Source organism: Bacteroidota bacterium (genome assembly GCA_016722375.1).
In the GTDB taxonomy this organism is placed as follows: Bacteria; Bacteroidota; Bacteroidia; order Chitinophagales; family LD1; genus Bog-950.
The window spans coordinates 262,167-282,863 of sequence record JADKJG010000007.1; the positions used below are offsets into that span (position 1 = coordinate 262,167).

A 20,697-nucleotide genomic window follows, 5' to 3' on the forward strand; every position below is an offset into this window, starting at 1 on the left:
AATTTAGAGTCTTAAACTTTTACAACTTTTAAAAAGTTGTCAAAGTCTATTTCATCCTTCATAAATCGGAGTTTTGGTTCGATTCATCACCTTGATAAAATAGGGATTGCGAAGTTGCTTCTCCGTAATAATATCCACCGGACGATTCAACAACTCAGGCAACTTTTCATCCAGTGACCAGTACAAGTCGCCGTATTCAATGGGGTCTAAATCATCCTGAAAGGCAATGAGCAAATCCACATCGCTTTCCGGATTAAATCGGTCCGTACATACTGAGCCAAAGGCATAAGCCCGCTTCACCTTATGATTGCGCAACAAGCTTATCAGCAGGGGCAATTTGTTTGCTATACTCTTATGAATCATACTGCGAATATATGGAAAAGCCAAAGCGGAGGTTTTACAAATTCCCCTCCCCATCCGTTTTCTCCCAGGCTTCGCGAATCATGGCTTCGGCGCTGCTTGAAATAAGGAACTGCTGCCAGCCGTTGCGGACAATCAATCCTCTTTTTTTGAGCGAGGCAACGAACTTGGCCGTGCCGTATCGCGAAAGTCCGGTGAGCTTTTGCAGTTCGGAATGGTCGCCGCTTTTTTTGTTGTGGAAGTGAATCAGGAGTTTAGCCGCATTGCGAATTGCGCCATGCCGTATCTTATTAAATCCTTTGCCCTTCAAAATACTGTATAGTGCCGAAATCATTTTCGGAGAAGGCTCGATTAAAGTGGGAAGTGGCTTTGTAAGGTTGGGATTGCCCATGTAAGTTTCGGCGAGTGGCTTTGTAACGCTGAGATTGCCCATGTGAGTTTCGGCAAGTGGCTTAGTAACGTCATGATTGCCTATGTAAGTATTTGCATGTACCATCTCCATGTCTCGAAACGGCTTTCCTGTTTTTGCATCTACCATCTCTTCGTTCGGAAGTGGCTTCCCTGTTTCTGCATGTACCATCCCTTCGTCCGGTAGCCGCTCCCCTGTTTTTGCATGGGCGATCTCCACGTTCAGAAGCTCATTGTATTTAAGCAGAGCGGTAATAACTGCGTTTAGTCGGGCTATCTCGTTTCTATAATAGGCTATCTCTTCCTCCTGCATGGGCATTATTTTATTGTAAATGTATAAAATTGTTTTGGGAATGACCAAGAAGAACCGAGAGACCGAGTTCATACATATATATAGTGGCCAAAACAATTTGCGCTGGTCATGGCCATTGTTTTTTTCCGATTGCCAAATTCATACAATTTGATTCATTCATTTTTTATTAACCAACAGCAATTAGCTGCCGCCAAGCCAATTTTATATTTTTACCTCCGTTATCATACAGATGTTTTCAGCGATGAATAGATGGGCTTTTATTTTAGTGGCGGTTGGGCTGCTGGTTTCGTGCAACAAAATAGAAGAGGTACGGGTGCTGGACAATGTGCCTCCGCCCGATCACACGATTGACTCTTCCACCATGCAGTTATATGTTTATAAAGCCTACGTCAACCTGGCGGGGCGCGAACCAATCGGTAACGAAAAGGCCGAAGCGCTGGTGGTGTTGCGGCAGGATAATTTTTCGTGGGAGAACCGGAAACAGTTTATGGATATGCTGTTAGCTAAAGACGAATTTTATCAAAACAGTTATAATGTGGCGCGAGCCGAATATTTACAAAACACCGACTCGATTGAAATTGATGGGCAAATAAAACTTTTTGAATCGCTGCTTGCACAGCCTTCGTATGCGCCCTTTTTCGATTTGCTGCGCGGCGAAGTGAACCGGTTAGACACGCTGCAAAACACCCGACAAAATCTCCTGAATGGCCAAGTTGATTTCAAGGAAATGCAACGGCGATGTGCCAACAATTATTTCTATGATCAAATCAATATGGGTACAGAAAATTTTGTGATATCCACCTTCCAGAATTTTTTATTTCGCTATCCCACCGCCGTAGAGCTAACGCAATCCAAGTTGATGGCGGACGGGCAAAGCGCGGCCCTCTTTTTTAATTTGGGAAAGAACAAGAATGATTATTTGCGCATCTTCTTCAATTCGGATGATTATTTTGAAGGGCAGGTGCGCTATGTGTTTCGCAAATATCTTTTCAGAGAACCTTCGCCGGCAGAGATTTATTTTTTTGCAGACATTTATAAATCCACCAACAACTACAAGAGCTTGTTGAAAGATGTTTTGTCGCGCGATGAATATGCCGGACTAGAATGATTGGACGATTTGAGAACCTGATGGTATGAAAATGAAATACAAAAATATGAGACCGGCAATTTGGATAGGCGGCCTCGTTTTATTGCTCGCCGTATCAGGATGCAAGAAAGAGCAGCGAGTGATTTATGAGGTGCAAGAGCAGCAGTTGTATCAGAATGCTGCGGAGAAGAAAACGCAGAAGACCACGCTTCAGTTTGTTTCCATTTTATACAACCACTTGTTCGGCACTTCTATAACCAATGAAGAATTAGGGAAGATGGATGTGATCTATCAAGCCTTTGGCGATAAAAAAATATTGGAAGATATGATCGTCAAGAGCCTGCTCAATCGTTCGGGGGTGCAGCTTCCGACCAACGGCGAAATGCGGACAGATGTAGGGGCCTTTATTCAAAGTGCTTATCTGCGGTTTTATAATCGCAAGCCCACCGAGTTCGAAGCATGGAAGATGAAAGATTTGATTGAGAAAAATACGGACATCACTCCGAAGATGATTTTTTATTCTCTGATGACTTCGGAGGAGTACCGATACTATTAGTGCAGGATTTGTATGGGTGAATATTGTTTAAATTGAAGAAAAAATGAAAAGGAAAACGTTCATAAGAAATGCAGGACTGACCGCTGCGGGCAGTATGGTGATTCCCTATATCCTGCCCAGCGGCAGATTGTTCGCCGCCACCGGTTCGCGAAAAGTGAATCACGTCGTGTTCTGCCTCTTTGCAGGAGGAGTGAGGAACTTAGAGAGCATGCAGAAAGCCGAAGGCAATCTGATGCGCAATACGCTGACCGGTGATGAATCTATATCGTCGGATATAGCCGGCTCTATGACTGCGCTGCCTTCACCCGCTTCACAAAGATTACAAACGATGGGCACCTTGTTTAAGGATGTGCGATACGCCAGCGGTCCCACCGGTCACTACAATGGGCATACGACTGCCATTACCGGAAAGTATTCTGATGAGTCTATTCAACTGAAGCAGCCGCCCAAATACCCGACCGTTTTTGAATATTACCGGAAACATAATTCACCCACCAACAGCGCGCTCAACTCTTGGTGGGTCAGTGATTCATTGGGGCCTTATCCTTTCTTGAATTACAGCGCCTATCCGGGATACGGCGCCTTGTATGGGGCAAATTCTATTCAGCCTTTTTCTATGGTAAATCCCTCTACCAACACGGCGCTGAACAATCCGGCTCAATTCACTCCCGGCGAAAAATCGAAGAATGATTTGATGAAGGAATTGATGAACGGTCAGTTTAGAACCAGTAGTGAACTGGTTTTCAACGGCATTCAAAACACACCGGGAGATGCCTTGCTGTTGCAGGATTTTCTGTACTCAGAAATGAATAAGGCGGCAACCGGCGTTTATTCTAATCCCTGGGGCGTGCCGATGCAAGGCGACATGCTGAACATCTTCGCCAGCGTTCAAATCATGAAGCAGTTCAAACCGGAACTGATGGTGGTGAATATGCAAGGCATTGACATCGGACATTTTGACTTTACAAAGTACGTGGACAATATCCGCTTAGCTGATTTTGCATTATATAAATTGTGGGAAGCAATTCAAGCCACACCCGGCATGGCGAATGATACGGTGTTGATTGTAGCACCGGAGCATGGACGAAATCTGCAAAACAACACAGTGCGAGATATTAACGGTCGCTTTGCCTTAGACCACACGAACGATGAGATGAGCCGGAAAGTATTCTGTCTCGTTGTTGGTCCGCCAAGTGTGGTGAAACAAAATCAGGTGATTAATACGACGGCGGGTGAAAGCGTGGACATTGTTCCCACCATAGCCAAGGTATTGGGTTTTGATTCAGAAATGCCCGGAGGGATTTTGGATGGAAGAGCTTTGGATGCCGCTTTTGTATAGTTGATTTGAAGGTGATTAATTGGAGGAATTGGAAATGAAATACAACCGGGAAATTTTTTTAGCAGCATCAGTAGTGCTTGTATTATTCCTGATTCATTCGTGCAAGAAAGATGGCCTATTGCCCAAGAATCCTTATGATGCTATCCTTCGCGACGATACCACTCGGCAAGAGATTCCTTTAGATTCATTGACCATTACTTATGTTCATAATAAAGTTCTTGCCAGCCGTTGTGCTTTGCCGGGCTGCCATGTCGGAAATTTTGAACCGGACTTCAGAACGCCGCAGTCGTCCTTCTCTTCTTTAGTATATGCACCGATCAGTAAAAACAATGCCGCCAAAACATTTTTCTATCGCGTGATTCCTTTCGACACGGCGAAGTCGGTGTTGCATGAACGGATTACTAAGTGCTGCTTCGTGAATAACAATGACCGGATGCCACAGGATACTATCGGCGTTCCCTTACCCGATTCAAGTATTAACCTCATCACACAATGGATCATGCACGGAGCAAGAGATATGTTTGGAAAAGTAGCTAAACTGCCAAACGCCGAGCCGGTGATTGAGGGCTATGCCGCCGCCAATACCTCGTTGACAAAATATTATTCGGTGGAAGTAAAAGACCGGTTAGATTCTGTGTATTATAATCCGTTCATCATTCCTGATTCGGTGGCTTCTTTTTATGTGGCCTTTCAGTTGAGCGATGACAGTACACCGGTCAGTCAGTTGAAGAAGAATACACTAAAGATTTCTACCGATGCAGATAATTTTAGTTCCGGTTGGTCTTATACGGCCACCTATTTCACTCTGGGTCTTCAGTCGGCGTGGCTGGTAACGGTTCCTGCTTCGTCGCTGCCGATGAACGATACTTTGTTTATGCGCTATTATGTGAACGATGGAAGCCGCCCGAATGATACAGAGTATCCGCGCAATGAAACTTTGTTTCCATACAAAAGCTATTGGTCATTTATCAGAAAATAGAAAGCAACCGTCCGATGAAATTATCCCGTATCATTTATCCTGCCCTTTTTCTCCTCTTGCTCTTTGCGGGTTGCAAGAAAGAAGAAGCCATCAGCGAGGTGCCTTCTATAAAGTTTGTTTCGATGAATCCCAATCCGGCTATTCGTTATCAGGACGAATTGGTAATTACGATAGAATATACAGATGGCAATGGCGATTTGGGAGAAAACACACCGGATGCAAAAAATCTTTTTGTGCGGGATAATAGAAACAATGTAACCAGCGAATTCAGAATTAGGCAGTTGGCTCCCGACAATGCAAACATCATCATCAGCGGTCCGCTAAAAATCAATTTGCCTCCACAGGGTTTTATTGACGATAACAATACGACCGAAACCGCTACCTATTCTATCTACTTGGTTGACCGTGCAGGCAATCAAAGCAATACAATTGAAACTCCCGCATTGATGATTAATAAATAGTCATTACCTCGCGAAAAGCAGAACTCCTCGAACCATCATAAAAAAAGAAACCCCGTTCCGCTTTCGCAGAACAGGGTTTCAGAGCTAACCAAAGCAACCGCGTCCCCGCAGTAAATCTTACAGTGTGATACCCATCGCCGGGTCACTCCAAGCGCTGACACCAGAGGCATTCAGCGCCATGACTGGAACCAATAACGGGTGATGGAATTTAGATTACCGGCAATGAAACGACCTTTCAAACTCGCACCCATGATGATCGGTTCTGCGCTCATTGTTCCGACGTACATGCGATAGATATATGCTTTCGCGCCGCGCACCGGTTTGACAATAACTTCCAGTTCATCATCATGCTTTGCCGGATTCACTTTTACAGATTGAGGCTTATCGGGCACCGGTATCGGTGCCCGCTCCTTCCGCACTTCAAACCCACTGCTCAAGATAATAGACTTCTTTCCAAAATGGGTTTATTCTAAAAATAAGTACACTAGACTATGTGTTCTGTTGATTGAATTGTGGAAAAACAGAAGTTTGATAATTTCTTTGCTTCATGCGATGGACAATTATTCAAAAACAGCCAAAGGCACAGTTTAAACGTAGTACAGGAGTCACCCGAGAGGTGTTTCATCTGATGGTGCAGGCTCTAGAAGAGGCAAATGCAAAAGCAAGAAAGCACCCAAGCCGTGGAGTGGCTTCCAAATTAAGTTTAGAGGACAAGGTTTTGATGCTCCTGATGTATTACAGGGAGTATCGAACGATGTTCCATATTGGCGTTACCTATGACATTAGTGAATCGGCGGTTTGCAAAATAATTATGGATACGGAGCATAAGCTCATCAACGATCCTCGGTTTCATTTGCCGGCAAAAAGGTACTTACCCGTCCGGAAAATAAGTTTGAGCTAGTCTGGATAGATGTGACGGAAACCCCTATTGAGCGACCTAAAAAAAACAGCGGCGTTATTACTCAGGTAAAAAGAAAAGACACACCTTAAAATCACAGATAATAGCAGACCAAAATACCCGACAGATTGTTTGCACCGAAGTGGGAAATGGACGCAAGCATGATTACAAGCTGTATAAACAAAGCCAAACACCCATCCATCCCACCATAACCGCAGAAGTAGATACCGATACCAAGGATTACAAAAGGCACATCCCAATACCGAAATACCAAAGAAAAGAAGCAAGAAAAATCCGCTTACCAAAACAGATAAACAAAGAAACCAACGGATATCCTCCAGCAGGGTGGCTATCGAGAATATCATCCGAAAACTCAAAATATTCAGAATACTGGCTGAAAAATATCGAAACAGAAGAAGAAGGTTCAAATTGCGGCTCAACCTAATCGCGGCTATTGCTAACTTACTAACTAAGCCTATTTGATTTTGGAAAGAGGTCTAATCTCCTCATCGCCTCCGCTTTGCGTTTGCACATAGTCCGCCAGCTTCACGATCAATTCCTTCAGTGCGCGGCGACGGATGCGCATGATGCGTTTCTTTTCCTTGTCGCGGTTCAGGGCTTCTATGTAGGCTACCTCCAGCGCATCAACGGCAAGCGTTATATCGGCCAGCGCCGGAATCGGCATAGCATAGAATGGATTACCGGTCAAGCTGATTACAAAGTTCCGCGATTTTTCAATCTGCTGCGGCACAGATACATTGAATCCAATTTTTACTCTACTCATAATTTTTTGTTTAAACTGTTATAAAATTTACCTCATTTCCTTTTTTGTCCTTCAGTCCCCTCCTGCCTAGGCCTACCGGCTGGAGAGAGATAAAAGGGCAACCAAAACAAATTTCGGTTTCAAATTTGCAAACCATTCCTGCCTTACGGCCTGACTCGGTGTCTTTCGATAAGCTCAGTAACCAATGCGCGCCTTGGTCGTTGAGTCTGTCGAAACTTCTCCTATATAGGTAAGGAGGATTGGTTTACTTTATCTTTCAGGTCTGGGCTTACGGGCCTTGTCCTAATTGATGGTGCAAATATAAGCAGCCGACATGCTAACTGATATAGCAAATCGAAAAAATTATCTTTACAGGATTAGAAATACGCATAAAGCCCTGTGGCATAAGCTAGAAAATATATAAACATTTCGGCTTAAATAGATTTGTTTTGAGCATAATACCAGACTACCAAACAAGCTAATTCGCTTTGCAGCAGGTGGTTAGCGAAACAAACCATCATCGTTGCGATTCAAGCATGAATCGCTCCTGTTTATGTATAAATCGTTTCGAAACTAGTGAGAACAGTAACGAAACTAGTGAGTTTCGATGCTGTTTAAGTGATGATTGCAACGGGAATAATGAGAATCGGAGCGGTTTATGTGAGTTTTGTCGCTAAATAGGTTAGAATCTAACCTGTTTTGTTGTGAATAGGAACAAAGCTAGTGATAATTGGAGCGGAAGAAAATTAGAACTCTGTGCCCGGAAGCATCTTAGTAAAAGAGGGGTTGTTATGCAAATAAGGGTTTTCGCGGCTAACCATAGGACGCTCCTCCTCATTGGGTATTATTCGTATGTCATTTCTTAAAAACTCTGTTACTGCTAAATTATGCTGTATTTCAGCCAGTTCCAAACTATCCGATTTCCTTTCCTCTTCAATTATCACGCCCCCCGTTTCGATGCTAATATTTGTAAAATAGCCCATCTCAGTTTGAATGGTAGTCACGATCACAGTTAAGTCTTGTCTTTTATCTTGCTTTATGATTGTGGGTTGTTCCATAAACTTATGTTGTGAGAATTTCAACTTCTATTTTGTAAACTCGTCATGTACGGAAGCTAAATATTTCTGTTCGCAGCCAAGACAACGAGTTGCAATTATCTTTTTTATTAAAAGATGCCTTATCAATTCGTCTTCATTCTCATAACTAAGTGAAGATATACCTGAATTTAAGTGAAACTCTTCCTTTTTTTCATAATCTGCATTAAGATCTTTACAATCTCGATACAAGTGGTATTTGATTGCATTTGATTTGTCTTTGTCAATTACTCTATTTGAATGATTGGTTATAAAGTAGTCCATAATACATTTTTTAGTTTATCAACTTGCCGCCAATGGTATTATCACTAGTTGAAGCGGAAGATAATGACCATTTTTTTTACCCTGTTCTTCCAAGTATCAGCGCAACGCACTTGGAAGTATTAATAATAGAAAGTCTCCAACTTTAAAGATCGCCAACCCTCCTAGCCGCAGGCTGTTCCTCCTCCCAATTCAATCAGGCTGCTTTTAACCCTCCATTAGCCAAAGGCTAATTTCTTGTTGCGTGAATTTTGCAAATCATCTTAACTTTTGCCTTTATTTATCATTCCAACCAATTAAAGAGGAGATTATAAGGGTGAATAAAGGCAAGACGAAAGACATATCATCTGTATGATAGAAAAAGAGGTAAGCACTAATATCAATGGATTTGTTTCCAGAACAAATACCGAATTCCATCTGCCCGACTGTCGGGCTATGATTATGGTTCACATGGAATGTATTTCATAACCATTTGTACCCAAGACCGGTTGCCCTATTTTGTAGAGACGCAATATTTTGCGTCTCCTGATGACAGAATCCGAAACCAACATCTTGGGTCTCCGAATGACAGAACCCGAAACATAGTACCGAAAAATATTGTGTTTGATGGTAGAGATGTCAATGATAAAGAGACGCAAAATATTGCGATTGATGGTGATAGGGGCGATTTTAAAAAGACGCAAAATATTGCGTCTCTACGGTACAGCCCTATCGGCAAAATTGCCGCAGCATTCTGGACAGAAATTCCAAAACATTTTCCTTTTGTGGAATTGGATGAATTTATTGTGATGCCCAATCATGTTCATGGTATCTTGTTTTTCAATAAACCGGAATACCGAGATTGGAAACCGAACCAGTTCGGGCCACAGTCTCAAAACCTTGCCTCGGTCATTCGCGGTTATAAGGTAGGGGTAAAAAAACACGCGACCATGAATGAAATTGATTTTGCCTGGCAATCGAGATTTTATGACCACATTATCCGCAGCGAAAAGGATTTGAACAATATCAGGCAATATATCATAGATAACCCGGCAAAATGGGCAGAGGATAAAGAGAACCTCCAAAACCTGTGGATGTAGAGACGCATTATTATGCGTCTTTTAGTAGAGCCGCAAAATTTTGCGGCTGATGGTGAGGGGGACAATTTTTAAAGAGAGATGCAATATTTTGCGTCTCTACGGATCAAAGGGCAGATATTTTACCCTAATTTCTACATAATTATTTGGAACTATGGTGGCAAAGGCTATTTTTGCAGTCCTTTTTTAAAAACCGCACGGTTGGAATCGTGCCAAAACATATAGAATGAAGACAGCGAAATATGCTCCGCGCCTAGCGAAGCGCTACAAAGACGAAATTGCTCCGGCATTAATGAAGAAGTTCAATTACACTTCTGTCATGCAGGTTCCTTGCTTAAAAAAGATTTGTTTGAATCAAGGTGTGAACGGCGCTACGACCGATAAAAAGTTGGTGGATGTGGCTGTGAACGAAATGACTGCTATTGCTGGTCAGAAAGCCGTTGCTACGTATGCCAAGAAGGCCATTTCCAATTTTAAATTGCGTGAGGGAATGCCTATCGGCACTCGCGTTACTTTACGTCAAGAAAGAATGTATGAGTTCTTAGACCGTCTGGTTTCCGTTTCATTGCCTCGTGTTCGTGACTTCAAAGGAGTGAACAACAAGGCTTTTGATGGACGCGGCAATTATACACTGGGTATTAAGGAGCAGATTATTTTCCCTGAAATGGAAATTGATAAGGTAACTAGAATTAACGGGATGGACATCACGTTCGTCACCAATGCCAAGACCAATGAAGAGGCCTATGCTCTTTTAGAGGCATTAGGTATCCCTTTCAAAAAAGATATTAAAGCATAATTTTCAAAAAATAAAATACCAAACAGAATATTAAGGTATGGCAAAGAAATCAGTAGAAGCCCGTCAGCGCAAAAGAGAAAGATTGGTGGCGAAGTTTGCGGAAAAAAGAAAGACCTTGAAAGAAGCAGGTGAATGGGAGCTTTTGGACAAGTTGCCCAAGAACAGTTCTAAGGTAAGACTGCGCAACCGTTGTGCCCTGACCGGAAGAGGTAGAGGTTATGTACGGATGTTTGGCGTTTCGCGTATTAAGTTCCGCGATTTGGCTAGTGCAGGAAAAATTCCGGGTATCACAAAATCGTCTTGGTAAACTATTGTCATTAAAAATTAACCATTAATCAACATACAATATGATTATTGATCCTATTTCAGATTATTTGACCAGAATCAGAAACGCACAACAAGCGGGACACCGTATTGTGGAGATTCCGGCCTCTAAGACTAAGAAGAAAATAACCGAGATTCTTTACGATCACGGTTATATTTTAAAGTATAAGTTTGAAGACTCTGAAAACAATCAGGGTGTTATCAAAATAGCTTTGAAATTTGATAGCAACACGAAAGAGCCCGTGATTAAAAACCTGAAAAGGGTTTCTACACCTGGTTTGCGTCAGTATCGTGGTCATGAGGAGTTGCCGCGCGTATTAAGCGGATTGGGAATTGCCATCATTTCCACTTCAAAAGGTCTGATGACAGACAAGCAGGCAAGAACGCAAGGCATTGGTGGAGAAGTTTTGTGTGAGATTTTCTAAATCGAGATAAACCAAATAATTATGTCACGAATAGGCAAAGCGCCCATCACTCTTCCGAAAACTGTTTCGGTTGAAATCATGAGCGGAAACGTAGTAAAGGTAAAGGGACCCAAGGGAGAATTATTCCAAACGGTGGATCCGGATATTACCGTGAAGGTAGACAACGGAATTTTGAGCGTTGAAAGACCGACAGAACAAAAGCGCCATAAATCATTACATGGTACTTACCGTGCGTTGTTAAATAATATGGTAACTGGTGTTTCGGATGGCTATACTAAACAAATGGAACTGGTAGGTGTGGGTTTCCGTGCCGATGTAGCCAAACAAGTGCTCAGCCTTCAGGTTGGTTATTCTCACCCGGTGGTGGTTTTGCTGCCGAAAGAAATTACAGCTTCTGCGAAGCAAGATAAAGGCCAGAACCCTATCGTCACTTTAGAGTGTAGCGATAAGGATTTGCTGGGTTTGGTATGTGCCAAAATTCGCTCTATACGGAAGCCGGAACCCTATAAAGGAAAAGGTATCAAGTTTGTTGGTGAATCACTGAGAAGAAAAGCAGGTAAATCAGCATCTAAAAAATAAGGTTAGTTAATAGAAAGCCGTCAGGTAGTTAACGAATAACAAATAATAGAAATCATGGCAGTAGATAAAGCAACAAGAAGAAAGAAAATCAGGAGTAGAATCCGCGGTAAGATTGCAGGCACAGCCGAAAGGCCGCGGTTGAGTGTTTATCGTAGCAACAAGGAAATCTATGTTCAATTGGTCAACGATGAAACAGGAACTACCTTGGTAGCCGCATCTACGAAAGACAAGGATTTTGCCCGCACGGGAAACAAGATTGAGCAGAGCAAATCTATCGGCACAACGCTGGCGCAGAAAGCGGCTGAAAAAGGAATTACTTCTGTCGTGTTTGACCGTGGCGGATATCTATATCACGGCAGAGTGAAAGCCGTTGCAGAAGGTGCACGTGAAGGAGGATTGAAATTTTAATAAATCATTAGACAGATTCAATAAAGAAAATGGCAAAACTGAACGTTCAAAAGCTCAAAGCGAGCGAACTCGAATTGAAAGACAAGGTGGTAAACATTCGCCGGGTGACCAAAGTAACCAAAGGTGGACGTACCTTTACCTTCTCAGCCACTGTGGTGGTAGGTAATGGCAACGGCATTGTTGGTGAAGGACTTGGAAAAGCCCGTGAGGTTCAGGAGGCAATTAAAAAAGCTATTGATGATGCCAAAAAGAATTTGGTGAACGTTCCGATATTTAAAGGAACCATTCCTCACGTTCAGCACGGAAAATTTGGTGCGGCTAAGGTGATGTTGCGTCCAGCTTCTGCCGGAACCGGTGTAATTGCCGGAGGTTCCATGCGTGCTGTTTTGGAAAGCGCAGGTATAAAAGATGTGTTGGCGAAGTCTCAGGGAGGTTCAAACCCCGCAAACGTTATTAAGGCTACATTGGATGCTTTGACGCAATTACGCGACCCTTATACTGTTTCTAGAAACAGAGGAGTAGCTATGGAAAAAGTATTTAAAGGATAAAATAGTTAACAGTTGACTGTTATCGGTTGACAGTAAACACAGCAATTAATTAAAGAACTATGGGAAAGATTAGAGTCACTAAGATTAAAAGCACCATCGAAAAGGATGAGCGCCAGAAAAGAACAATGAAAGCACTGGGTCTGAACAAAATCGGTGCAAGCAATGAAATGGAAAATACTCCTGCCATTGCCGGAATGGTCCGCAAAGTTTTGCATTTAGTAAAGGTAGAGAACATTTAAATCGAATTTGGAATTTAAAGGGATAACAATCTCTCTTCTAAAATCCGAAATCTAAAATCAAATAACATGGAATTACATAATCTCAAGCCTGCAGCAGGTTCGGTTAAAGGGAAAAAGAAAAGATTAGGAAGAGGACAAGGTTCTACCGATGGTGGTACATCTGCCCGCGGTCATAAAGGAGCACAGTCTCGCTCCGGTTACTCGCGTAAGGCAGGCTTTGAAGGAGGTCAGATGCCTTTACAGAGAAGAATGCCTAAGGTTGGTTTCAAAAACTTCTCCCGCGTTGAATACAAAACAGTTAACCTAGGTCAGATCGAAGCATTTGTACAGAAATACGGATTGCAAGAATTTACTGTAGATAGCCTTCGTGAAAAAAAACTACTGTCTAAGAGCGCTTTGTTGAAAGTGTTAGGCGGTGGCGAATTGAAAACAAAGGTTAATATATCGGCTCACGCTATCAGCGAATCGGCAAAAGGAAAAGTTGAAGGACTAGGTGGGACTATCGCTATTGTCAAGTAACCGTTGAAAAAAACAAACAGAAAGTCCCGGTAAACGGGACTTTTTTAATTAGAATTGCAGCCTTAAAGGCATTAAAAAGAAATTAAACCCTGCATGAAACTGATTCAAAAACTTAAAGAAATCTGGAGTATAGAAGAACTTCGCCAAAGAATTCTCCTGACCCTTGGTCTTATTCTTATTTATCGTGTTGGAACGTTTATCACACTTCCGGGTATTGATCCCACGAGTCTTGATAATATTTCATCTCAGGGAGCCAGCGGTTTGTTGGGGTTGGTGAACTTATTTGCAGGAGGTGCGTTTTCGCGTGCTTCTATTTTTGCGTTGGGTATTATGCCATATATCTCGGCCTCTATCGCTATCCAGTTGTTGACGTTGGCGGTTCCATATTTTCAGAAATTGCAGAAGGAAGGAGAAAGCGGTAGAAGAGAATTGAATCAATATACTCGTTTACTGACCATCGTTGTGACTGCTTTTCAGGCAGCCGGTTATGTGGTGTATCTGCGCAATGCAGATTCAGCAGCTATCATTCCCTCTCTATCACCCATTCTTTTTTCGATATCGACGATCGTTTGTCTCACAGCAGGAACTTTGTTTGTGATGTGGATGGGCGAAAGAATTACCGACAAAGGAGTAGGCAATGGTATCTCCCTCATCATCATGGTAGGTATATTGGCGCGTTTCCCTCAGTCTATCGTTGAGGAATTAACAACCAGAGTAGCTAAGGGGGGCATTCTTGCTTTTGTGATCGAGATGGCTTTCTTGATTGTTGTGATTGGCGCATGTATTCTTTTGATTCAAGGAACTAGAAGAATACCTGTTCAGTATGCTAAAAGAAATATCGTTCAGGGAGGAAAAATGATGCAGGCCGGTGGTGTACGTCAATATCTTCCTCTTAAATTGAATGCCTCTGGTGTAATGCCCATTATTTTCGCTCAGGCTATCATGTTTTTGCCCGCTACCATTGCTCAGTTTTTACCAGGTATGGATCAAAACAACCCAATTTTGATGGCGTTCAATGATTTAACTTCGGTTATTTATAACGTAACCTATTTTCTTTTGATAGTAGCCTTCACTTATTTCTACACTGCATTAATTGTAAATCCGACTCAGATTTCAGAAGACTTGAAGCGCAATAGCGGATTTATTCCTGGAGTGAAACCTGGCAAAAAAACGGAAGATTTCATTGATACAGTGATCTCTCGCATCACACTTCCCGGGGCCTTTTTCTTAGGATTGGTTGCCATCTTACCGGCTGTGGTCATGGTGTTTGATGTGAACCGCTCATTTGCTCTGTTCTTTGGAGGCAGTTCCATCCTTATCATGGTGGGTGTTATTTTAGATACGCTGGCTACCGTAGAAACATATTTATTGAACCGCCACTATGACGGGCTCACTTCTTCCGGTCGTATCAAAGGGAGACAGGGCTTTGCCACCGCCAGTATGTAGTGACAAAAGTTGACCGCAAATCTATGAACGGCTTGATAAGCCTGCAGAACTTGTCAACTGATAGTGGTCCACTTTCAATCTGCTTTTCAACATGGCTATTAAAATAAAATCGGTTGAGGAAATAGAAATCATTCGCAAGAACTGCGTACTGCTTTCTAAAACTATGGGCGAAATAGCCACCCAGATTCATGCAGGCACTACCGGTCTCCAACTCGATAAAATTTCTGATGAATATATCACAGATTTAGGTGCTCACCCATCCTTTAAAGGTTATAATCGCTACCCAAATGCACTCTGCATATCGGTAAATGACGAGGTGGTGCATGGAATCCCTACCAATGTAGCTTATAAATCAGGTGATATAGTTTCGGTAGATTGTGGATTATATATGCATGGCTATCATGCTGATATGGCTTATACATTTGGTATCGGTGAAGTTAAAACCGCCACGCAAGATCTGCTCCGTGTTACTAAGCAGTCTTTACTTCTGGGAATTGACCAAGCCATTGCAGGCAAACGTACAGGTGATATAGGATTCGCCATTCAAGATTATTGCGAGCACCAGCATCCATATAAATGTGTACGCGAATTAGTAGGACACGGCTTGGGAAAATCACTGCATGAAGATCCGCAGGTGCCGAATTATGGAAGGCGGAATGACGGTGCTAAATTACCTGAAAACTGTACCATTGCCATTGAGCCGATGGTAAACTTGGGCAAACGAGATGTTTATACCAAGCGCGACAACTGGACCATCGCTACTTTGGACGGTACCCCTTCTGCTCATTATGAGCATACGATTCTTGTCAAAGTAGGAAAGGCTGAAATTCTTAGCTCTTTTGAATGGATTGAAATGTCCATATCCAAAAACCAAGAGTTGGTTAAAATATAACCGATCAGCTAGTATCTTCTACAAAATATTTATTTCCAATCTCTGGAAAGCATATTTTCTTCCGACGTTTTGCACCAACGTATTCCGGGTTAGGTCCTTTCCGTGGTCTTGACCAGTTTTGCAAAACCTTATACCCGGTTAGAAACTGTAGATACCCCATAACCCGACGACTTAGTCGGTCAACCTTCCCCCTCTGATATTCAAACCCATTGAATGTTCTGAATTAGATAAAAAATATGAGGATAATATGGATTTGAATAACTGCAAATCAAACAATCGCTTACTTTAGCCCAAATATTTAACCTAAAAACAAAAAACTATGAGCATGTTAAAAGAATTTAAGGATTTCGCCATGAAAGGGAACGTGGTAGACCTCGCTGTGGCAGTCATTATTGGCGGTGCCTTTGGTGCCATTGTCACTTCATTGGTTGCCGATATTATCATGCCAGTTATTGGAGTGCTGACCGGAGGAATTGATTTTAGCGGACTATCTGTGGAGATAGGCGCGGCAAGTGTTGCTTATGGCAAGTTCATTCAAGCCATTTTCACCTTTATCATCATTGCATTTTCACTTTTTCTACTGATAAAGGGGATGAATGCAACCAAGAAAAAGGAAGAAACTGCTCCTGCAGCTCCAGCCGGACCCTCTTCAACCGACAAACTTCTAATGGAAATCAGAGATTCACTGAAAAAATAGATAGAAGGATTTTAGAAGTAAAAATGCAAATAATAAACCCCGAAGGTCAATCTGACTTTCGGGGTTTATTTTTGGGGTAGCGGTTCGACTTTATTTGCAGCTAACTGTCAAACAAAAACTGCCATCTGACTTACGCGTCTATCCGTGCAAACTTAGCGTGGCTTTCAATGAATTCGCGACGAGGAGGTACCTCGTCACCCATGAGCATACTGAAAATATAATCTGCTTGCGCCGCGCTATCAATCGTTACCTGGCGCAGCGTCCGAGTAGCCGGGTTCATCGTGGTTTCCCAAAGTTGTTCAGCGTTCATTTCACCCAAACCTTTATATCGCTGGGTATGAACCGAATCTTCCTTGCCTCCTTTGGCTAATTCCTTAATTGCATTTATGCGCTGCTTATCGTCCCAACAGTAAATTTGATCCTTACCTTTCTTGACAAGATACAAAGGCGGAGAGGCAATGTATATGTGCCCGTTTTCCACCAATACTTTCATATACCGGAAGAAGAAGGTAAGAATCAGCGTAGTGATGTGTGAGCCATCCACGTCGGCATCGCACATGATGACGATTTTTCCATATCGCAATTTGGCAATATCGAGTGCTTTGGAATCCTCTGCGGTTCCTATTTTTACGCCCAATGCGGTAAACATGTTACCGATTTCTTCGTTGTCGTAAATCTTATGCTCCATAGCCTTTTCTACATTCAGGATTTTTCCGCGCAAAGGAAGGATGGCTTGAAAGTGCCGGTCGCGTCCCTGCTTGGCCGTTCCGCCCGCCGAATCGCCCTCCACCAGAAATATCTCGCTTTCATCACGGTTTTTACTGGAGCAATCAGCCAACTTACCAGGCAGTCCACCACCACTTAGGACACCTTTTCGCTGCACCATTTCACGCGCTTTGCGAGCTGCAAAACGAGCAGTAGCAGCTAAAACCACTTTGTCAAAAATAATTTTCGCTTGCTTGGGATTTTCCTCCAGATAATGTTCTAATACTTCGCCAAAGATTTGCTCTACTGCACCGGCTACTTCATTATTACCAAGTTTAGTCTTTGTTTGCCCTTCAAACTGAGGCTCCGGAACTTTAACTGAAATTATGGAGGTCAATCCTTCGCGGAAGTCATCACCTACAATTTCCACCTTCAGCTTTTCAAACATCTTATTTTTCTCACCATAAGATTTGAAAGTTCTCGTCAGTGCCCGTCGAAATCCAGCTACGTGAGTTCCTCCTTCAATCGTGTTGATGTTGTTGACGTAACTATGTACATTCTCACTATAAGTAGTGTTGTATTGAAGCGCTACTTCCACCACGATATTGTCGCGGCTGCCTTCTACCCAAATGGGCTGTGGAATCAGTGGCTCACGGGTGCTATCTAAGTATTTGACAAATTCAATCAGACCGCCTTCAGAATAAAAATGATTCTGTTTGAAATTGCCTTCTTCATCTTTCACTCTTTCATCCACAAGATTTAGATGAATGCTTTTGTTCAGGTAAGCTAACTCACGGAGGCGAGCTGCCAAGGTATCATAACTATACACCGTTTGTGTAAAAATCGTGGCATCGGGTTGAAAGGTAACAATGGTGCCTCTGTAATCGGTGGTTCCGATTTCCTTTACTGGAGCTAAGGGTTTCCCTTCGGAGTAATCCTGCTCATACATCTTGCCCTGACGGTGAACTTGCACCTTCATATGTATAGAAAGAGCATTCACACAAGAAACACCCACACCGTGTAGCCCCCCGGAAACCTTATAGGAATCTTTGTCAAACTTTCCACCAGCATGCAACACCGTCATAACCACTTGCAAGGCACTGACCCCTTCTTTTTCGTGTATGTCAACCGGAATACCGCGGCCATCATCCTTTACGGAAATAGAATTGTTTTCGTGGATAGTTACAAAGATGTTTTTACAATGACCTGCTAACGCTTCATCAATCGAGTTGTCCACTACTTCGTAAACCAGGTGGTGAAGCCCCTTTGCACCTGTGTCGCCTATATACATCGCCGGGCGTTTGCGCACGGCTTCCAAGCCTTCTAACACCTGAATACTGCTGGCGGAATAATCTGATTTGCCCTTTTTTTCTTCCATGGATATATCTTGAGTTTCTGCTGTCATTTTTTAGGATTATTTGACCGGAATCCGGTTCTTTTTTAAGGTGTCGCGAAGTTAATATTTCCACCCCCTTTCTTCTTCTTTTTCACAATTATTTTATCCCTAAATAATTCGGACAAAAAACGAGGTGATTTAGCCTCAAAGAACGCCCTTGTCACACGATCTTTTTACCAAAATGTTACATTTAACACCAAAATTAAGGAAGTGATATGGATACAATTCGAAAACTGCTTTCGGCAAATAAACAGTGGGCCAAACGACAGGTAGAAGTAGAGCCTGATTTCTTCGAAAAACTTGAGAAATTACAGAATCCAGAAATCTTGTGGATTGGATGTAGCGACAGCCGAGTGCCTGCCAATGAAATTACAGATACAAAACCAGGAGAAATATTTGTTCACCGAAACGTGGCAAATCTGGTTATTCATACAGACTTAAACCTATTGAGTGTATTGCATTATTCCGTGGTGGTGCTTCACGTGAAACATATTATTGTCTGTGGGCATTATGGCTGCGGAGGGGTGAAAGCCGCCATGACGCATCAAAGTTTTGGGATTCTGAATAAATGGCTCCGGAATATTAAGGATGTCTATCGCATTCATCAGCAGGAAGTAGATGCTCTTGCTACTGAAGAGGAGCGCTTGAACCGCATGGCAGAGTTGAATGTGAAAGAACAGGTGATGAATCTCGCCAAAACGTCTATTGTGCAAAAGTCATGGGCAGAACACGGGATCCCTCACATTCACGGATGGATTTATTCCTTGCATGACGGGATCATCAAAGCTATTGAAATTATACCACCCGGAACGACCTTGGATAGTGTATATCAGTTCGATAGTTTTTAAAACACGAGCTAGCATCTGATTCTTTCAGATATCAAATGAGTTAAATAGCGTCGTCGTAATTCGCAATAAAAGTTTAAAAAAGTGTCGGATTCTTTCCTGAGGTATTCCCCTCATGTTCCAACAGCCACTGTTTTCGCCATAAACCGCCGGCATAGCCGGTCAATTTACCATCTTCACTTATTACCCGATGGCAAGGAATGATAATGGCGATAGGGTTTCTGGCATTGGCATGCCCCACCGCACGCACTGAACCAGGATTTTTTAATTGTATGGCTATGGTACGGTAAGCAGTAGTCTCACCATAAGGAATATTGCGAAGTTCAGACCACACTATCTGTTGAAATGCAGTTCCTTCAGGGCTTAAATTCAAGGTAAACTCCTTCCTTTTCCCTTCAAAATATTCCTGTAATTCATCTTTGCACTGCCGAAGAATCTCAGGGACCTTATCAGAATCTTCACCCCGGTCCATTACAAATTTCACCTCGGTAATAAATTTATTCGTGCCGACTATTTCTAGTTCTCCAAGAGGACAGCCTAGATAAGTCGAGAAATGCTTCTTCATCTAGGATAAAAGTAGCATTTTCATGATGAAATATAGACAGGATGAAGAAGGTTATTGTATTCGGCGCAACAGGAAGAACTGGGCGATACATAGTTCAATATGCTTTGGAGGCAGGCCATGAGGTAACGGCATTTGCTCGCAATAACAAATCTGTGGTCAAGCACCCTGGTCTAAGTGTTGTTGAGGGGAATGCTCTGGACGAGCAAGCGGTGCTTAATTCTATAAAAGGAAATGAGGTAGTTATCTCCGCATTGGGAACAGATCAATTAGAAGGAGATGCCGTGAATATGATGAGCGAAGCCATGAAGATTTTTATCAGAGCCATGAAAGAAAATAATATCCTAAGAGTGTTAGCGGTTGGAGGCTTAGGGGTATTGCAGTTTAATGAAACGATGCAATTGCTTGACAAACCAGATTATTCACCCAAATATAAAGCCATTGGGGAGGGACACAATAAGGTGTATCAGGTGCTTCGTCAAAGCCAAATGGATTGGACTTATGTATGCTGCCCTGATATAGTAGCTGCCGTCAAAACTGAAAGATATCGGGTTAATAAGGATTACCCCGCAGAAGGTTTATTCAAGATAAATACAGGCGATCTGGCAAATTTCATAGTTAAGGAGATGGTAGAGGATAAGTTTTTGAAGACCAGAGTTGGTATTTGTAATTACTGACAAAACCAGTCCCTTCATTAGCCTTTCCTCCGCCAATTTGTTTT

27 protein-coding genes and 1 pseudogene are annotated in these 20,697 nt (G+C 42.6%); 20 read left to right on the forward strand and 8 right to left on the reverse strand.

Features of this window, described 5'->3' with window-relative positions; all coding sequences use genetic code 11:
• Window positions 1-51 precede the first annotated feature (51 nt).
• Together IPP77_12045 and IPP77_12050 are read right to left on the reverse strand one after the other, a co-directional pair.
• Window positions 52-363, reverse strand: a complete 312-nt coding sequence (locus IPP77_12045; GenBank protein ID MBL0310368.1) for a nucleotidyltransferase domain-containing protein — start codon at window positions 361-363, stop codon at window positions 52-54.
• Window positions 364-397: 34 nt separating this feature from the next.
• The gene (locus IPP77_12050; GenBank protein ID MBL0310369.1) at window positions 398-1,153 is read right to left on the reverse strand and encodes a hypothetical protein; all 756 of its coding nucleotides are present in this window, start codon (window positions 1,151-1,153) and stop codon (window positions 398-400) included.
• Window positions 1,154-1,322: 169 nt separating this feature from the next.
• Here IPP77_12050 and IPP77_12055 point away from each other — a divergent pair, with 169 nt between their 5' ends.
• From IPP77_12055 to IPP77_12075, 5 genes are read left to right on the forward strand one after another with little or no spacing between them, the layout of a single operon-like run.
• Window positions 1,323-2,189: a hypothetical protein gene (locus IPP77_12055; protein ID MBL0310370.1), complete on the forward strand. Its 867-nt coding sequence runs from the start codon at window positions 1,323-1,325 to the stop codon at window positions 2,187-2,189.
• 46 nt (window positions 2,190-2,235) lie between these two features.
• Window positions 2,236-2,724 carry a hypothetical protein gene (locus IPP77_12060; GenBank protein MBL0310371.1) on the forward strand — a complete coding sequence of 163 codons (489 nt, stop codon included), beginning with the start codon at window positions 2,236-2,238 and terminating at the stop codon, window positions 2,722-2,724.
• A 43-nt stretch (window positions 2,725-2,767) separates the two neighbouring features.
• Window positions 2,768-4,063 (forward strand): hypothetical protein, encoded by a 1,296-nt coding sequence (locus tag IPP77_12065; GenBank protein MBL0310372.1) that lies wholly within the window; start codon window positions 2,768-2,770, stop codon window positions 4,061-4,063.
• Window positions 4,064-4,097: 34 nt separating this feature from the next.
• Window positions 4,098-5,042 (forward strand): hypothetical protein, encoded by a 945-nt coding sequence (locus IPP77_12070; protein ID MBL0310373.1) that lies wholly within the window; start codon window positions 4,098-4,100, stop codon window positions 5,040-5,042.
• Window positions 5,043-5,056: 14 nt separating this feature from the next.
• Window positions 5,057-5,503: a hypothetical protein gene (locus IPP77_12075; protein ID MBL0310374.1), complete on the forward strand. Its 447-nt coding sequence runs from the start codon at window positions 5,057-5,059 to the stop codon at window positions 5,501-5,503.
• A 170-nt stretch (window positions 5,504-5,673) separates the two neighbouring features.
• Here the strand turns inward: IPP77_12075 and IPP77_12080 are convergent, their stop codons facing one another.
• Window positions 5,674-5,940, reverse strand: a complete 267-nt coding sequence (locus IPP77_12080) for a hypothetical protein (GenBank protein MBL0310375.1) — start codon at window positions 5,938-5,940, stop codon at window positions 5,674-5,676.
• A gap of 110 nt (window positions 5,941-6,050) precedes the next feature.
• Between IPP77_12080 and IPP77_12085 the strand changes: the two are divergent.
• Window positions 6,051-6,884 (forward strand): annotated as a pseudogene (locus IPP77_12085) (IS5 family transposase).
• Here IPP77_12085 and IPP77_12090 read toward each other — a convergent pair.
• The 3 genes from IPP77_12090 to IPP77_12100 all read right to left on the reverse strand — a co-directional run bounded on the left by IPP77_12090 (window position 6,877) and on the right by IPP77_12100 (window position 8,522).
• Window positions 6,877-7,185 carry a hypothetical protein gene (locus IPP77_12090; protein MBL0310376.1) on the reverse strand — a complete coding sequence of 103 codons (309 nt, stop codon included), beginning with the start codon at window positions 7,183-7,185 and terminating at the stop codon, window positions 6,877-6,879. The pseudogene IPP77_12085 and the gene IPP77_12090 sit on opposite strands and share 8 nt — an antisense overlap.
• 725 nt (window positions 7,186-7,910) lie before the next feature.
• Window positions 7,911-8,222, reverse strand: coding sequence for a hypothetical protein (locus IPP77_12095; protein MBL0310377.1), 312 nt, complete (start codon window positions 8,220-8,222; stop codon window positions 7,911-7,913).
• Between the two features lie 27 nt (window positions 8,223-8,249).
• Window positions 8,250-8,522 (reverse strand): hypothetical protein, encoded by a 273-nt coding sequence (locus tag IPP77_12100; protein ID MBL0310378.1) that lies wholly within the window; start codon window positions 8,520-8,522, stop codon window positions 8,250-8,252.
• A 596-nt stretch (window positions 8,523-9,118) separates the two neighbouring features.
• Here IPP77_12100 and IPP77_12105 point away from each other — a divergent pair.
• The 12 genes from IPP77_12105 to mscL all read left to right on the forward strand — a co-directional run bounded on the left by IPP77_12105 (window position 9,119) and on the right by mscL (window position 16,468).
• Window positions 9,119-9,598 (forward strand): transposase, encoded by a 480-nt coding sequence (locus IPP77_12105; protein ID MBL0310379.1) that lies wholly within the window; start codon window positions 9,119-9,121, stop codon window positions 9,596-9,598.
• A 223-nt stretch (window positions 9,599-9,821) separates the two neighbouring features.
• Window positions 9,822-10,391, forward strand: coding sequence for a 50S ribosomal protein L5 (rplE, locus tag IPP77_12110; protein ID MBL0310380.1), 570 nt, complete (start codon window positions 9,822-9,824; stop codon window positions 10,389-10,391).
• Between the two features lie 37 nt (window positions 10,392-10,428).
• Window positions 10,429-10,698, forward strand: a complete 270-nt coding sequence (rpsN, locus tag IPP77_12115) for a 30S ribosomal protein S14 (GenBank protein MBL0310381.1) — start codon at window positions 10,429-10,431, stop codon at window positions 10,696-10,698.
• Between the two features lie 40 nt (window positions 10,699-10,738).
• Complete coding sequence (gene rpsH, locus IPP77_12120; GenBank protein MBL0310382.1) at window positions 10,739-11,140, forward strand: 30S ribosomal protein S8; 402 nt, start codon at window positions 10,739-10,741, stop codon at window positions 11,138-11,140.
• A 21-nt stretch (window positions 11,141-11,161) separates the two neighbouring features.
• Window positions 11,162-11,719, forward strand: coding sequence for a 50S ribosomal protein L6 (gene rplF / locus IPP77_12125; protein MBL0310383.1), 558 nt, complete (start codon window positions 11,162-11,164; stop codon window positions 11,717-11,719).
• A gap of 54 nt (window positions 11,720-11,773) precedes the next feature.
• Window positions 11,774-12,127 (forward strand): 50S ribosomal protein L18, encoded by a 354-nt coding sequence (gene rplR, locus IPP77_12130; protein MBL0310384.1) that lies wholly within the window; start codon window positions 11,774-11,776, stop codon window positions 12,125-12,127.
• A gap of 29 nt (window positions 12,128-12,156) precedes the next feature.
• On the forward strand, window positions 12,157-12,675 hold the full coding sequence (gene rpsE / locus IPP77_12135; GenBank protein MBL0310385.1) for a 30S ribosomal protein S5: 519 nt from the start codon (window positions 12,157-12,159) through the stop codon (window positions 12,673-12,675).
• A 59-nt stretch (window positions 12,676-12,734) separates the two neighbouring features.
• Entirely contained in the window at window positions 12,735-12,914 is a 180-nt protein-coding gene (rpmD, locus tag IPP77_12140; GenBank protein MBL0310386.1) for a 50S ribosomal protein L30, read from the forward strand.
• Window positions 12,915-12,980: 66 nt separating this feature from the next.
• Window positions 12,981-13,433, forward strand: a complete 453-nt coding sequence (gene rplO, locus IPP77_12145; protein MBL0310387.1) for a 50S ribosomal protein L15 — start codon at window positions 12,981-12,983, stop codon at window positions 13,431-13,433.
• 93 nt (window positions 13,434-13,526) lie between these two features.
• Window positions 13,527-14,879 carry a preprotein translocase subunit SecY gene (gene secY / locus IPP77_12150; GenBank protein ID MBL0310388.1) on the forward strand — a complete coding sequence of 451 codons (1,353 nt, stop codon included), beginning with the start codon at window positions 13,527-13,529 and terminating at the stop codon, window positions 14,877-14,879.
• 91 nt (window positions 14,880-14,970) lie between these two features.
• A complete protein-coding gene (gene map / locus IPP77_12155; protein ID MBL0310389.1) occupies window positions 14,971-15,771 on the forward strand; it encodes a type I methionyl aminopeptidase in 801 nt (266 codons plus the stop codon).
• A gap of 325 nt (window positions 15,772-16,096) precedes the next feature.
• Complete coding sequence (gene mscL / locus IPP77_12160) at window positions 16,097-16,468, forward strand: large-conductance mechanosensitive channel protein MscL (GenBank protein MBL0310390.1); 372 nt, start codon at window positions 16,097-16,099, stop codon at window positions 16,466-16,468.
• Window positions 16,469-16,598: 130 nt separating this feature from the next.
• Here the strand turns inward: mscL and gyrB are convergent, their stop codons facing one another.
• Window positions 16,599-18,551, reverse strand: a complete 1,953-nt coding sequence (gene gyrB, locus IPP77_12165; protein ID MBL0310391.1) for a DNA topoisomerase (ATP-hydrolyzing) subunit B — start codon at window positions 18,549-18,551, stop codon at window positions 16,599-16,601.
• Window positions 18,552-18,784: 233 nt separating this feature from the next.
• Here gyrB and IPP77_12170 point away from each other — a divergent pair, with 233 nt between their 5' ends.
• A complete protein-coding gene (locus IPP77_12170; GenBank protein ID MBL0310392.1) occupies window positions 18,785-19,417 on the forward strand; it encodes a carbonic anhydrase in 633 nt (210 codons plus the stop codon).
• Window positions 19,418-19,490: 73 nt separating this feature from the next.
• Here IPP77_12170 and IPP77_12175 read toward each other — a convergent pair whose 3' ends face one another.
• Window positions 19,491-19,979 carry a methylated-DNA--[protein]-cysteine S-methyltransferase gene (locus IPP77_12175; protein ID MBL0310393.1) on the reverse strand — a complete coding sequence of 163 codons (489 nt, stop codon included), beginning with the start codon at window positions 19,977-19,979 and terminating at the stop codon, window positions 19,491-19,493.
• Between the two features lie 41 nt (window positions 19,980-20,020).
• Between IPP77_12175 and IPP77_12180 the strand changes: the two genes are divergently transcribed.
• Complete coding sequence (locus tag IPP77_12180) at window positions 20,021-20,653, forward strand: SDR family oxidoreductase (protein MBL0310394.1); 633 nt, start codon at window positions 20,021-20,023, stop codon at window positions 20,651-20,653.
• The last annotated feature ends 44 nt before the right edge of the window (window positions 20,654-20,697 follow it).